The following is a 13,523-nucleotide window of genomic DNA, read 5'->3' on the forward strand; positions in this document are numbered from 1 at the left end:
CGCCTGTCGTTCTTCTTCGTCTCCCGGACGACGATCCTGGAGGAGGTCGCCAAGTTCCGCGCGGCCCGCCGGATCTGGGCCCGGGTCATGAAGGAGGAGTTCGGGGCGAAGAACCCCAAGTCCCTGATGCTGCGCTTCCACACGCAGACGGCCGGGGTCCAGCTGACCGCCCAGCAGCCCGAGGTCAACCTCGTCCGCGTCGCCGTGCAGGGCCTGGCCGCGGTCCTCGGCGGCACGCAGTCGCTGCACACCAACTCCTTCGACGAGGCCATCGCGCTGCCCACCGACAAGAGCGCCCGCCTGGCCCTGCGCACCCAGCAGGTCCTCGCCTACGAGACGGACGTGACGGCGACCGTCGACCCGTTCGCGGGCTCCTACGTCATCGAGAAGATGACCGACGAGGTGGAGGCCGCGGCGCTGGAGCTGATGGAGCGGGTCGAGGACCTCGGCGGCGCGGTCGACGCCATCGAGCACGGCTTCCAGAAGAGCGAGATCGAGCACAGCGCCTATCGCATCGCCCAGGAGACCGACTCCGGCGAGCGGGTCGTGGTCGGCGTCAACCGCTACCAGCTCGACGCCGAGGAGCCGTACGAGCCGCTGCGCGTCGACCCGGCCATCGAGGCCCAGCAGGCCGAACGCCTGGCGAAGCTCCGCGCGGAGCGCGACCAGCAGGCGGTGGACAACGCCCTGGCCGCCCTGAAGAAGGCCGCCGAGGGCGAGGACAACGTCCTGTACCCGATGAAGGACGCCCTGCGGGCGCGGGCGACGGTGGGCGAGGTGTGCAACGCGCTGCGGGATGTGTGGGGGACTTACGTGCCCTCGGACGCCTTCTGAGCTGGGCCATTACCTCAAATGGGTGATCGGGGATGAAAACGGCGCATCCCCGATTACGCTCGTGGAGGGTGTTCCCGTAAGGAGGGTGCCGTGGCTGTGATGCTGCACGAGTCGGCGCTTGCCGATGCTGCCGACCATCTCTGGGAGGAGCTGCCCGGCCACCGGGTAGAGATCCTCAACGGGAGCATCGTCGTGACACCGCCGCCGGATGGTCCGCGCCAGGAGTCGCTGACCTGGCTCATCGAGGAGTTCTCGCGGATCGGAGCCAGGCAGGCGGGACTCAGATACATCGGTGGCATCGGATTGTGGCTGCCGACGGGACCCGACGACTGCGCGGTCCCCGACTTCTCCGTGGTCGATGACGACTACAGGGACGCGCTCGTGGAGAAGAACCGCTACGCGCCGCACGTCTTCCGCCTGGTGCTGGAGGTGACCTCCACCAACTGGTCCAACGACGCGGCCATCAAGGTCGGGACCTACGCCAAGGCGGGCATTCCGGCCTATCTCGTCGCGGACCGCCATCACGACGAGGTCCTGCTCTACGCCGACCCGAAGGACGGCAAATACCCCGACCCCCAGCACTTCGAGCGAGGCCGGTCCGTCCCCGTCCCGGAGTCCGTCGGGATCACCCTCGACCTGTCCGTCGACACCCTCCTGGACGGCGACGACTGACCGAACTCCGGACAGCCGAATCGGAGTGTCGCACCCCCCGTGCGACACTCTTTTTCATGTTCGGTGTCATCGATCTCCCCACTTACCTCGCGGGCCTGATCCTCATCGTGCTGCTGCCCGGTCCCAACTCGCTGTACGTGCTGTCCGTCGCCGCCCGGCGCGGAGTGCGGGTCGGCTACAAGGCGGCGGCCGGGGTCTGGTGCGGGGACGCCGTGCTGATGACGCTGTCCGCGGCGGGCGTCGCCTCGCTGCTCCAGGCGAACGCCGTGCTGTTCGGCATCGTGAAGTACGCGGGCGCCGGCTATCTGACGTGGCTCGCGATCGGCATGCTGCGCGCCGCCTGGGGCATGTGGCGGACCCGGCGCGAGCAGAGCGCCCTGGAGCGCGCCCCCGAGGCGGTCGCGGCCGACGCGACCCCCATGGAGCGGCCGTACCGCAGGGCGCTGGTCATCAGCCTGCTCAACCCCAAGGCGATCCTGTTCTTCATCTCCTTCTTCGTGCAGTTCGTCGACCCGGCCTACGCCTACCCGGCGCTGTCCTTCGTCGTCCTCGGTGTCTTCGCGCAGATCGCCAGCGTGCTCTACCTGAGCGCGCTCATCTTCGGCGGCACCAAGCTCGCCGCCGCCTTCCGCCGCCGCCGTGCCCTGTCGGCGGGCGCCACCTCGGCAGCCGGCGCACTGTTCCTGGGCTTCGCGGCGAAGCTCTCGCTCGCGAGCGCTTAGAGCCCCGAACACAAGGGGCGCCCGGCTCGCGGCGTCCGGCACGCACTCCCCCAAGCTCTTCGAGCAGGGGGGACCCCCAGCCGCGTTGCCAAAAGGCCCCAGGAGCTCCGCTACGAGGACCTTCCGGCGCCTTGCGATCGCACGCACCAGACGCCGCGAGCTGATCGGACTCCCCTTGTGTCCGGGGCTCTCAGGGCCTCTCGTTCGGGTCAGGCCGGCGGCCGGCGAGGGCCGAACCGGGTCAGGTACTCCGGGAGCCCGGCCGCCGCCGTGTCCCCGGCCCAGCCGACGTACCCGTCGGGCCGGACGAGGAACAGTCCCGTCCCGTAGGAGTCGTGCGCCGGTCCGCGCACCGTCCGCACGGGCACGTCGATGTCGGGAGCCGGCATCCCCAACGCCAGCAGTGTCCAGTGCGGTCCTCGGAACGCGTCGAAGAGACGTACACCGTCCACCGTGGCGTCGGGGGCCCGGCCGCCCGCCCGCAGCGGACCGGGAGCCGTGCGTGTCTCGTGTGTGAGGGACGACTCCGGGTAGCCCAAGCCCAGTTGGCGCGTGGCCGCCCCACGCCGGATCTCGCCCCGGTGGACACCGGTGGACAGGCTGAGCATCTGCGCGGCGATCGGGCGCCGCTCCTCCTCGTAGGTGTCCAGCAGGGACGCGCCCGCCCCCTCGCGCAGCACCGCGCCCAGCTTCCAGCCCAGGTTGTGGGCGTCCTGGACGCTGGTGTTGAGGCCCTGCCCGCCGGCCGGGGAGTGCACGTGCGCCGCGTCACCGGCGAGGAACACCCGGCCCACGCGGAAACGGTCGGCCAGCGCGGCCCGCGGGCGGAAGTCCGAGGCCCAGCGGACCTCGGTGACGTCCTCGGGGGCGAGGTGGGAGCGGGCGGCGACGACCCGCCGTATGCCGTCGAGGGAAAGGTCCACCTCCGTACCGTGCGCGAACCGGGTGATCAGCTGGAAGTCCTCCGTCCCGGCCAGCGGACAGATCGCGAGGATGTCGCCGCCCGCCCCGTCTCCGTCGACGCCGTCGCGGGGCGGGAAGAGGTGCCAGTTGTCGCGGTCGAGGCCGGTGATCCGCACGTCCGCCACGAGCATGGGGCCCGGGTCGACCTGCTCCCCGGTCATGGCGATACCGACCGCGCGGCGCACCGCCGAGCGGCCGCCGTCCGCGGCGACGGCGTACCGGGCGCGCACCGCGTCGCCGGAGGCGAGGTGTGCCGTCACACCCTCCTCGTCCTGGGTCAGGCCGGTGACCTTCCGGCCGAAGGCGACCTTGCCGCCGAGTTCCTCCAGCCGCTCCAGCAGGATCCGCTGCGTGCGCCACTGCGGAATCATGCAGGGCTCGGTGTACGGCGAGTCCTCGTCCGTCCCGACCGGGTCGAACATCCGGTGCTCGCCTGCCCGCTCGCCGTCCCGCCAGATCATCCCGACCGGGTAGGTTCCGCCCGCCGCGCGGATCGCGTCGTACACGCCGAGGTCGTCGAAGATCTCCATGGTGCGCGGCTGGAGCCCTTTGCCGCGCGAGCCGGGGAACAGCCCGTTCTCCCGTTCCACGACCTGGGCGGTAACCCCGCGCCGGGCCAGGTCGATACCGAGGGTGAGACCGGTGGGGCCGGCGCCCACGATCAGGACGTCAGTGCTGCTCACGATCCGCTCCTTAACGTTGTTAAGTGGTCGTCGCTGCCGAGCGTGGCCTTAACAGTGTTAAGTTGTCAAGTGTGAGTACGGAACGACGCGCGCCCCTGGACCGCGAACGGGTCGCCGACGCGGCGCTGAGGCTGCTGAACGAGGTGGGCCTGGACGGCCTGACGCTGCGCGCCATCGCCAGGGAACTGGACGTCAAGGCGCCCGCCCTGTACTGGCACTTCAAGGACAAACAGGCGCTGCTCGACGAGATGGCGACCGAGATGTACCGGCGGATGACGGCCGGTGCCGCGCTCGACGCCGGTGACACCTGGCGGGAGCGATTGCTGAAGGCCAACCGGGGACTGCGCGCGGCGCTGCTCGGCTATCGCGACGGCGCGAAGGTGTTCAGCGGCTCACGCTTCACCGGTCTCGTGCACGCGGAGCAGATGGAGGACCACCTGCGCCTGCTCACGGCCGCCGGCCTCACCCTGCCCCAGGCGGCCCGCGCGCTGAACACGACGTACCTCTACACGCTCGGTTTCGTCACCGAGGAGCAGGGCGTCGAACCGCTGCCGGGAGAGCGCCGCGAGGGCTTCGACCTCGCCGAACGCGCCCGCCTCATGGCCGGCTTCCCGCTGGCGGCCGAGGCGGGCAGGGAGATCTTCGAGGACTACGGCCGGCATTTCGAGGAAGGGCTGGCGCTGCTGATCGCGGGCATCGCGGCGCGGTACGGCGTGGACTGAAGGACGCTCAGCGCGCCCTGGACAGCGCCGCCCGGATCTTCGGCGTCAGCGTCTCCTCCACATACCGGTTCAGCAGCCAGGCCAGCAGCAGCATCGTGGCGATCGTCAGGGCGAAGGTCTCCGCCGAGCCGATGCCGAGGCCGCGGTGCAGGGCGTGAATGACCACCCAGCCCAGGTGCTCGTGGACCAAGTAGAACGGGTAGGTGAGGGCGCCCGCGACGGTCAGCCAGCGCCAGTTCGCCCAGCCGAGCCGGCCCAGCGCGATGGCGGCGACCGCGGCGAAGCCGAGCGTGACGATCAGGATGATGCCGAACGAGGTCCGGTGGGAGAAGGCGTCCGCGCTCGGCGCGTGCCACAGGTCCTGGACCGCGTAGTGCTGGCCGATCAGCCAGCTCACGGCGACGATGCCCCAGGCGTACGCGTCCTTGCGGTCGCGGTGGACGAGGTACAGGCCGATGCCACCGACGAAGAACGGCGCGTACTGGGGCATCAGGACGAGGTCGAGCAGGGGCTCGTTCGCGCCCTCGGCGATCGCCGCCGCCAGGATCCACAGCGCGCAGAAGAGGATCACCCGCTGCCGGGTCGCCCCGGGCACCACCACGAACAGGGCGAACAGCGCGTAGAAGCGGACCTCCGCCCACAGCGTCCAGCACACGCCCAGGACCCGGTCCACGCCGAGCGGCTGCTGGAGCATCGTCATGTTCACCAGCGCGTCGCTCGGTGAGACCGCGTCGTAGACGACCACCGGCAGGGCGAACACCGCCGTCACGAGCAGGACCGCCACCCAGTAGGCGGGCAGCAGCCGGGAGGCGCGGGAGGCGAAGAACGACCGCAGCGGCCTGCCCCAGCCGCTCATGCAGATGACGAATCCGCTGATCACGAAGAAGATCTGGACGCCGAGACAGCCGTAGGCGAAGTATGCGTGAAGGGTGGGGAACTGGCCCTTCGGGGAGCTTCCCCAGGCGGTGGTGACATCGCCGCCGCGCCCACCGTAGTGATAGGCCGCCACCATCAGCGCGGCCATCAGCCGCATTCCGTCCAGGGCGCGCAGTCGGGGCCGCCCGCGCGGTTTTCCCGTTTCCGCCGGCCGGGACGCTTCGGGCACCGGACGGGCGAGCGTGCTGGTCAAGGAGAACCCCTGGGTTTCATGATTCCGGCCGGAATCGGCCGCGGGTACGCCAGCACGCTAGTCCGATGGGCGGAGGGCAACCGAACGCCAGACCAACGATTCCCCGGCCAGTAGAGACGAGTTCACCTGAATGTCGTTTTGGCTTTCTAAATTCTCCGAACATCCCCCTTGCGTGGAAGAAAACGCAACCAATGCTGTCGCGAAGCGAGCGCGCGGCTGGTTCGGCAAAACAGGAGTGCCATGACGACGGTTCAGAACAGACGGGCACGTGTGCGCGGAGGGGAGCTGGAAGACTGCTTGCGCGCCTGCGCGGTGCACAGCGGAAAACTCGTCGGCAGTGTGGACCGCCGCCGAATCGAGCTTGCCGAGCAGCTCCGCAAGCTGCTCGTCGTGGTCGCCACCGGTGACGCCCCCACCGCAGCGCCGGCCGCGCCGAGCGGTGCCGCCGCCCGCCTCAAGCGGGTCGTCAAGGGCGCGTCGGCCCCCGCCGCCGGCATCCCCAACGACGTGCTGGACGCCCTGCTCGCCGTCGCCAACAAGGCCCTGGAGTGCGGCTACGACGACGAGCTGGACCTCTCCCTGGTCATCAGCGACACCGTCCTGGCCCAGCGCAAGAACTCCCGCGCCGGCTGGCGGCTGCGCGCCCGGCTGATGGAGGCCCTCGGCGACGAGACCGAGGCCGTACCCGCCTACGAGCGGTACCTGGGCCTCACCGACAGCGACGGGTTCGGCGTCACCGCGAAGATCGCCGGCCTGCGTGTCGCAGGGGAGAAGGACCAGGAGCTGCTGGCCCTGCTGCGGCGCCAGTGCCCGCGCGCCGAGGAGTTCGCCCGCGGTCCCGCCACGGACGTATGGGCCGAAGGCCTGGCCGCGCACGCCGTGGGGGACTGGTCCGAGGCTGAGCCGCGCATGGTGGGAGCGCTCCTCGCCCTGGCCGCCGAGCAGGCGCCGGTCGCCGACCGGCAGGAGCTGCTCGGCCAGTACCTGGAGCTGCGCTCCGCGCGCGGCGACGCCGACCTGCCCGCGCTCACCGAGGTCCTCGCCCTCTACGCCGAGCAGCGCCGCAACCGGATGCGCGGCCCCGTCGCCGACCCCACCATCGGCGGCGTGCAGTGGGTCAGCCTCGGCGAGTTCCGCAACCTGATCGCCGGCAAGTCCATCTGCCTCATCGCCAACTCCGGCCGAGTGGGGACCAGTTCGATGGGCGTCGAGATCGACGCCTACGACCTGGTGGTCCGCTTCAACTCGTACCGCATCGATGAGAAGCACACCGGCGGGCGCACCGACATCCACGCCACCATCCACAAGCACGGCTTCAACTGGGACCAGCAGGTCACCACCCGGCTCGTGTTCGGCGGCGTCTCCGGCGACTGGAAGTACTCCCTGCGCAACCGCCTGGTGCCCGGCGCCCAGCAGTTCCTCGGCGACGAGTCGCTGCGCTGGCCCGTGCGCAACATCGGCAGGCTCGGCTCCGACGCCTGGTCGGGCATCCCGACCACCGGCTTCAACATGCTGTTCCTGCTGGACTTCCTGGACGTCAGCCCCACCCTCGACCTGATCGGCTTCGACTTCTACGAGAGCGGCGCCTACCGCGTGCCGGAAGCCATGAAGATGCCGATCACCTCCGTGCACGAGTACACCAGCGAGAAGGAATGGGTCATGCAGCGGGCCCAGCGAGTGACCGACATGAGGATATCCCTGCGATGACCATCACCCCCGGGGCCGTGACCACGGCTCCCCCGGCACCGGCGCTCTCGTCGGACGCGCTCACCGGCAAGCGCCGCGTCGCCTTCGCCGCCTACGTCGACGAGAACTACCTGCCCGGCTTCCTCGCCCTGCTGCGCAGCCTCGCGCTGTCCAACCCGGGCGTGTGCGAGGACTTCGTCGTCCTCCACGACGACCTGCGCCCCGGCTCGATCGCCCGGATCCGCGCCCTGCACCCGCGCATCGTGCTGCGCCGGGTGAACACCGAGCACTACGACTCGTACAAGAAAGGCGACCAGGACAACTACCTGGTCCGCAAGGCGTACTTCATCCTCGACGTCTTCCGGCTGCGCGAGTACGACACCATCATCACGCTCGACACCGACATGGTCGTCCTCGGCGACCTCGGTGAACTGCTGCGGCTGCGCGAGGGCCTGGCGGCCGTCCCGCAGTTCTTCTACGGGCAGCACAAGCTCAACTCCGGGCTGCTGGTCATCCAGCGCGAGTACCTCAGCGACGCGTTCTGCGCCAAGCTGGACGCGACCGGACGCAGCGGCGACTACGAACTCGACAAGCACGACCAGGGCATCCTCAACGCCGTCCTGGACGGCGACTTCGTCCGCCTCGACGCCCGCTACAACTTCGTCAAGCGGCGCCTGTCCGGCGACCTGCCGGTCCCCGACGACACCGCGATCCTGCACTTCACCGGCCGGCACAAGCCCTGGCAGGGCGGCGAGGCCGGATACGGCCAGGCGGAGGACCGCTGGCGCGAGTTCGAGCTGTCCGACGCCGACTTCCAGGCCGCCTACCTGGCCCGGTCCGGCACCCTCCACCACGATCTGCTGGTGCACCTCGGCACCCCGCACGTCGCGCGCACCGGCGACACCGAGAGCGCCCGCAAGGTGGCCGCCGCGCACATCACGGCCGGCGACTACCAGGACGCCGTCGACATCCTGAGCAGCGTGCGCATCCCGCTCGACGAGGCATGGCCGCACGAGGTGCTCGGCCACGCCCTGATGAGCGTCTCCCGCCACGAGGAGGCCAAGGCCCAGCTGCTGCTCGCCGCCGCCGCCCCCAACCGGGCCGCCACCGCCTACGCCCGGCTCGCCCAGATGGCCTGGGTGCGCGGTGACGACGCCGAGTCGCTGCGGTACGCCACCGCCGGCATCTCCGTCGACCCCACCCACCGCTCGAGCAGGCTGTGGGCACAGCGCGCGGGGACCGTACCCCCGCAGGAGCTGGGCAGCGCCGAGGACCAACTGGCTCACGTCGCCTTCTACATGGACCGCCAGGGCAACGCCGGTGACAAGTTGCTGCCGGAGACCGTGCGTCTCGGCTTCGGCTCGGACACGACCTCCCGGCGCTGGCACTCCGTCCACGCCCACCGGCTGTTCGACGAGGCGGCCCTGGAACGGGTCAACGCCCGGCGCGGCCTGGTCATCGGGGGCGGTGGGCTGTTCATCCCGGACACCATGCCCAACGGCAACAGCGCCTGGCAGTGGAACGTGCCCGACGAGCACCTGCGCGGCATCGACGTGCCGATCATGGTGTACGCGGTCGGCTTCAACGCCTTCGACGGCCAGTCCTACCGGGCCGGGCGGTTCCGTGAGAGCCTCCGCCTGCTGGTGGAGAAGTCCGCGTTCTTCGGGCTGCGCAACCACGGCTCCATCGCCAAGGTACGGGCCATGCTCCCGGACCACCTGCACGACAAGGTCCGCTTCCAGCCCTGTCCCACCACGGTCAGCCGCCAGCTGGTGGCCGGCTGGCAGGACCCGGCGAAGCGCGACGACACCGTCCTGCTGAACGCCGCCTACGACCGGGCCGGCCTGCGCTTCGGGCACGACTACGGGCACTTCCTCGCGGAGATCGCGAAGGCCGTGCGGGGCATCGGCGCGCACACCGAGGTCCAGTGCGTGGCGCATTCGCTGGACGACGAGCGGATCGCCTTCGACCTGCGCCGCGAGCACGGCATCTCGCTGCCGATGATCCCGATGTACGACTTCGACAACGACGCCATCCGGGAGCTGTACGCCAGGACCCGCCTGGTCATCGGCATGCGCGGGCACGCCGGGATGATCCCCTTCGGTGTGGGCACACCGATCATCAGCCTGATCTCGCACCCGAAGATGGCGTACTTCCTGGCCGACATCGAGCGCCCCGAGTGGGGTGTCTCCGTGCACGACCGGAACCTGGGCGCCGTGCTCACCGAGCGGGCGATCGGCATCCTGGACGCCCACGCGGCAACCGTGGCCGACGTCCACGAGCGTCAGCAGACGCTGTGGAAGGTCACCGAGGCGAACGCGGCCGACCTGCGGGTGATCCTCGGCGCGTGAAACGGGGTGAGCCCCCGCGGCCGGTCCCGGGATGCTCCGGGGACGGGCCGCGGGGGCTCACGCCTGCTGTGCGCTGTGCGCTGCGTGCCGAGCCCGCGGACTCAGCGGCCCAGGGCCTTGTTCACCAGCCGGGACAGCCGCGAACCGCCGCCACCGTTCTTCGCCCGGTCCTCGTCGTACGCCTTGCGCAGCTGCTCGAAGTGGTCGGAGCGGGTACGGCTGAGGTACTCGTCGGAGATCAGCGGCTTGGCCAACGACCAGGCCCGCCGGTGCTCACCGGCGTAGTGGGCGACGTAGGCCTTGGCGAACTCCAGGACCGGCTTGAAGGGGATGCCGCCGGTGTGGTCGCGGTCGATCCGGTCCTGGACGGCGGATATCAGCGCCAGCTTCTCGTCGACGGAAAAGGTGTCCTCCGCGATGGACTTCAGCACGTCCTCGGGGATCGGCCGGACCACCTCGAAGGCGAGCGTGGAGCGGATCGGCGGCCCGGCGATCTCGATGTACGGCAGCAGCGCGCCCGTACTGTGGTGCAGCCACGGCAGCCGAGGGCCGGCGAAGTCCTGGTGCAGGACGACCGAGCCGGGCCGCAGCCGGGTCAGGAACCGTTCGGTCACGCAGCGGAACACCCGGGGGGTCTTGGCGATGTCGATGTGCAGGAACTCGATGGGGCTGGTGTCCTCGGGGTCCGAGGTCTGCCAGAGGCTCCCGGCGTGGATCTCCAGGAACGGCAGGAACGGCTCGAGGCGTTCGCGGAAGTCGTTCAGGAAGGAGTTGTCGTCGGCCGGCTTGCGGCCGGAGGTGAAGAACTTCTCCGTCGCGAAGGTGCCCTTGCCGACGCGGAAGAAGTCGTACGCGTGCAGCCGCCCGCGGCGCTCGTCGAAGACGGGGCTCTCGCGCAGCCCGAGCGCGAGGGCGTAGGTGGAGCCGCCGCCACCGGAGCCCAGTTCGACCAGCCGGTCCTCGCCTGTGAGGTGATGGCGTCCCAGCAGATAGAGGAACCGTAGTTCCCACGTGCTGACCTGGGAGTAGGGGATGGTGTCCGGTAACTGGACGTCGTCGAGGAGCGAGTAGAGCCGGCCGAGGTTCGTCATGGATGCCTCACGGGTTGGGGGACGCCGGAGAAGGGCGGCAAGCTTCGCGATCCTATGGATGTAAATGTCATTTCGCCATGGAATCCTTGGAGTTAGCTGGTTTTTGGTCGAGCTTTCCTCGGTTTCCGTCCGCCGTTCACCCAGGGGAGGCCGGTGTGCCCGGCCGACCCGTCGGCCGGCCGGCCGGCCGGGCGCGGTGCGGGCGGGTGCTCGGGTACGCGTACGCGTGCTCAGCGGCGGGCCATCGCCCGCCGCAGCCTGCGCGCCTTGCGCGCGACCCGCCGGACTGTGGCGTTGCGCGGCAGGAACCCCAGCTGGGGTGGCACCCCGCCGGGCAGCCCGAGGGACGTCAGCCGCTTCTTCTTGAAATACCGCCAGGTGCCGTCGTCCAGCCGCGTCGACAGGTAGCGCTCGGCCTCGGGCCGCAGGGCCGGCAGGATCTTCGGCTGCATCGTGAACCCGACGGCCCGTACGAGGTCGCCGAGCGCGTCGGTGTCCATGGCCCCGTGCCGCTCGGCGACCGCCGCCGTGTCCGTCGGCGCCGGCAGCAGCGCGTCGACGATGGTGACCGGGACGCGGTTGCTGTTCTCATAGGGCGCCAGCCGGTCCAGCAGGGTGTCCGTGCCGACCCGGGCGACCGGCAGGCCGTACAGGGCGGACGCGGTCAGCAGGGCCGTGGAGAAGCAGCCGACGACCAGGGCCGGACGCATCCGCTGGTACAGCACCTCGGCCAGGACCGGGGTGTCCACCACCGTGAGGTCGACGCCGAGCCGCTCGGCCTCCTCCTCCAGGGTGCGGGTGAAGCGCGCCGGGGCCGTGGGGTGCGGCTTGAACACCACCCGGCTGTGACCGAGGTCCACCGCGCCCTTCAGCATCCGCACATGCAGGTCCTCCTCCTCCTCGGCGGAGAGGATGTTCAGCGCGGAGAGGTACTGGCCCAGCAGCAGCGCGGGCTCCGTCACGTCAGGCAACTCGGCGCCGGTGTCGACCAGTTCGGCCAGCACCTTGGTGAACGCCGGGGTCGCCACCACCTCCGGCGCCACCCCGAACTCGGTGAGCAGCAGCGGCTCGAGCCCCGGCACCAGGTCGAGGTGGAGCAGCCGCTCCACCCGGGTGCCGACCAGCGGGTCGATCTTGTTGCGGGTGGGGCCGTAGCTCATCAGGCCGTCCGCGTAGACGGTGACGGGAGCGTCGGTGAAGATCTGTGCGACCCCGAGAGCCGGGTTGACCTGGATGGATTCCACGGCGAGGGCCACGTCGTCGTCACCGATGCCCCAGGCGAGGCGCAGATACCGCTCCCACAGGGGCACGTCGTCCAGACGCGGCGCCCAGCCGCCGGGATGGAAGGGGAAGACGGCCTCGTTCCACGACACCACGTCGTCGAACCGGGACCGCAGTCGCTCGAACCCGGGCATCTCGTCCACGGCGGGCGTCGTCTCGGGCGTCGTCGCGTTGTTGGAGACCAGCAGGATCCGCCGGCCGGCCGGTGCGAAGCAGCCCGAGTCGAGGGCGGCGGCGAGCGTGGCCGCGCCGTAGAGGGTCGACGCCATGAAGATCTGCGTGGTCACGCGGCGACCTCCGAGGCCGGCACCGGACGGCGGCGCAGCCGGCGCAGCCGGGTGGCGCGCTCGGTGTCCATCGAGTCGAGTGCGTCGTCGAGCACGTCCTGCGGCATGCGCCGCAGCGCGGCGGTGCCCATGTCCTTCAGTTTCCGGGCCACGGGCGGCTCGAACCTTTCGATGGATCCCAGGTGGTGGGAGATGATGGCGCAGTACGTGCGCACGGCCTTCGGCAGCAGGGTCGCCGCATCCGCGTCCCGCCCGGTCTCCTCGATCACCTGGTCGAACGCGCGAATGAAATCGAGCTGCCGGGCGTCGCCGATCTGGGTCAGCGACGAGGAGACCCCGCGCCGGTAGAACACCCCGAGCAGGCTGGTCACCGCGAAGGATTCCGCCTCGCGGTGCAGCTTCCAGATCCAGGGCCGGTCCTCGGCGGTACGCAGCCCGTCGGTGAAGTGCAGCAGACCGCGCTCGACGAGTCTGCGGTGGTAGATGCCCGCCCAGGCGTAGGCGTAGTCGACGGAGGTGGTCCGGTGGGTGGGGAGGATCGCGTCGCGCGGATCGAGCGCCGCGTTGCGCCGGCCGTGCGGGACGCGGTGCACGGTGCGGGCCCGCGCGGTGCACTGCACGTGGTCGGTGCGGACGAAGTCGCAGTCCAGGTCCTCGATCGCGGAGACCAGCCGGGCGTAGTAGCCGGGCGCCAGCCAGTCGTCGCCGTCCAGGAAGGTCAGGTACTGGCCTCGGGCGCGGTCGATGCCGGTGTTGCGGGCGGTCGCGAGTCCGCCGTTCTGTTCGTGTCTGGCCAGCACCGCCCCCGGCAGCTCGCGCTCCGCGCGCGCGAGGAGATCCGCGGTCCCGTCGGTCGAACAGTCGTCGACGAGAATGAATTCGAAGTCGTCGCGCGCGTTGGCGCGCAGACTTCGCAGGGCATCGGGGACGTATCGGCGCACGTTGTAGAACGGCACGATGACGGAGAGCTTGAGCACGTCTTCGACGTTAGGTGGCGGCCCGTCATTCGTCTTTACCTGAACCTTGATACAGGGTGAACGACGCGTGGCGAGGCAGTGAAGCGAACATTTTTCCGGGTGGCGGGTGGGCTGATTCCCCATTC

The 13,523-nt window shown here is 70.3% G+C and carries 11 protein-coding genes; 6 read left to right on the forward strand and 5 right to left on the reverse strand.

All coding sequences use genetic code 11. The features are described from left to right. The 3 genes from ACFP2V_RS25410 to leuE all read left to right on the forward strand — a co-directional run. A partial coding sequence (locus ACFP2V_RS25410) for a methylmalonyl-CoA mutase family protein (RefSeq protein WP_381216968.1) occupies positions 1–834 on the forward strand: 834 nt, incomplete at its 5' end. A 99-nt stretch (positions 835–933) separates the two neighbouring features. Next, positions 934–1,506, forward strand: a complete 573-nt coding sequence (locus ACFP2V_RS25415) for a Uma2 family endonuclease (protein ID WP_381217106.1) — start codon at positions 934–936, stop codon at positions 1,504–1,506. A gap of 56 nt (positions 1,507–1,562) precedes the next feature. Continuing rightward, complete coding sequence (gene leuE / locus ACFP2V_RS25420; protein WP_381216971.1) at positions 1,563–2,228, forward strand: leucine efflux protein LeuE; 666 nt, start codon at positions 1,563–1,565, stop codon at positions 2,226–2,228. Positions 2,229–2,437: 209 nt separating this feature from the next. Here leuE and ACFP2V_RS25425 read toward each other — a convergent pair whose 3' ends face one another. Further along, positions 2,438–3,874, reverse strand: coding sequence for an FAD-dependent monooxygenase (locus ACFP2V_RS25425; RefSeq protein WP_381216974.1), 1,437 nt, complete (start codon positions 3,872–3,874; stop codon positions 2,438–2,440). A 71-nt stretch (positions 3,875–3,945) separates the two neighbouring features. On the opposite strand from ACFP2V_RS25425, the gene ACFP2V_RS25430 reads away from it, so the two are divergent. Further along, positions 3,946–4,596, forward strand: a complete 651-nt coding sequence (locus ACFP2V_RS25430) for a TetR/AcrR family transcriptional regulator C-terminal domain-containing protein (protein WP_381216977.1) — start codon at positions 3,946–3,948, stop codon at positions 4,594–4,596. 7 nt (positions 4,597–4,603) lie between these two features. On the opposite strand, the gene ACFP2V_RS25435 is transcribed toward ACFP2V_RS25430, so the two are convergent. Further along, positions 4,604–5,725 (reverse strand): acyltransferase family protein, encoded by a 1,122-nt coding sequence (locus ACFP2V_RS25435; protein ID WP_381216985.1) that lies wholly within the window; start codon positions 5,723–5,725, stop codon positions 4,604–4,606. A 339-nt stretch (positions 5,726–6,064) separates the two neighbouring features. Here ACFP2V_RS25435 and ACFP2V_RS25440 point away from each other — a divergent pair, with 339 nt between their 5' ends. Together ACFP2V_RS25440 and ACFP2V_RS25445 are read left to right on the forward strand one after the other, a co-directional pair. Next, positions 6,065–7,432: a glycosyltransferase family 29 protein gene (locus tag ACFP2V_RS25440; protein ID WP_381216988.1), complete on the forward strand. Its 1,368-nt coding sequence runs from the start codon at positions 6,065–6,067 to the stop codon at positions 7,430–7,432. Further along, a complete protein-coding gene (locus ACFP2V_RS25445; protein ID WP_381216991.1) occupies positions 7,429–9,762 on the forward strand; it encodes a glycosyltransferase in 2,334 nt (777 codons plus the stop codon). Before ACFP2V_RS25440 ends, ACFP2V_RS25445 begins: the two co-directional genes overlap by 4 nt. Before the next feature lie 101 nt (positions 9,763–9,863). Here ACFP2V_RS25445 and ACFP2V_RS25450 read toward each other — a convergent pair whose 3' ends face one another. The 3 genes from ACFP2V_RS25450 to ACFP2V_RS25460 form a co-directional block, all read right to left on the reverse strand. Beyond that, a complete protein-coding gene (locus ACFP2V_RS25450; RefSeq protein WP_381216994.1) occupies positions 9,864–10,853 on the reverse strand; it encodes a class I SAM-dependent methyltransferase in 990 nt (329 codons plus the stop codon). A 230-nt stretch (positions 10,854–11,083) separates the two neighbouring features. Further along, a complete protein-coding gene (locus ACFP2V_RS25455; protein WP_381216997.1) occupies positions 11,084–12,421 on the reverse strand; it encodes an alpha-2,8-polysialyltransferase family protein in 1,338 nt (445 codons plus the stop codon). After that, a complete protein-coding gene (locus tag ACFP2V_RS25460; protein ID WP_381217000.1) occupies positions 12,418–13,398 on the reverse strand; it encodes a glycosyltransferase family 2 protein in 981 nt (326 codons plus the stop codon). Before ACFP2V_RS25460 ends, ACFP2V_RS25455 begins: the two co-directional genes overlap by 4 nt. Positions 13,399–13,523 lie beyond the last annotated feature (125 nt).

Source organism: Streptomyces incanus, assembly GCF_042656345.1.
Taxonomy (GTDB): Bacteria; Actinomycetota; Actinomycetes; order Streptomycetales; family Streptomycetaceae; genus Streptomyces; species Streptomyces incanus.

Excerpts from the sequence above, each read along its gene's own strand:
- ACFP2V_RS25415 (WP_381217106.1), top strand. The coding sequence starts at position 934 with ATGCTGCACGAGTCGGCGCTTGCCGATGCTGCCGACCATCTCTGGGAG.
- leuE (WP_381216971.1), top strand. The coding sequence starts at position 1,563 with ATGTTCGGTGTCATCGATCTCCCCACTTACCTCGCGGGCCTGATCCTC.
- ACFP2V_RS25445 (WP_381216991.1), top strand. The coding sequence starts at position 7,429 with ATGACCATCACCCCCGGGGCCGTGACCACGGCTCCCCCGGCACCGGCG.
- ACFP2V_RS25450 (WP_381216994.1), bottom strand. The coding sequence starts at position 10,853 with ATGACGAACCTCGGCCGGCTCTACTCGCTCCTCGACGACGTCCAGTTA.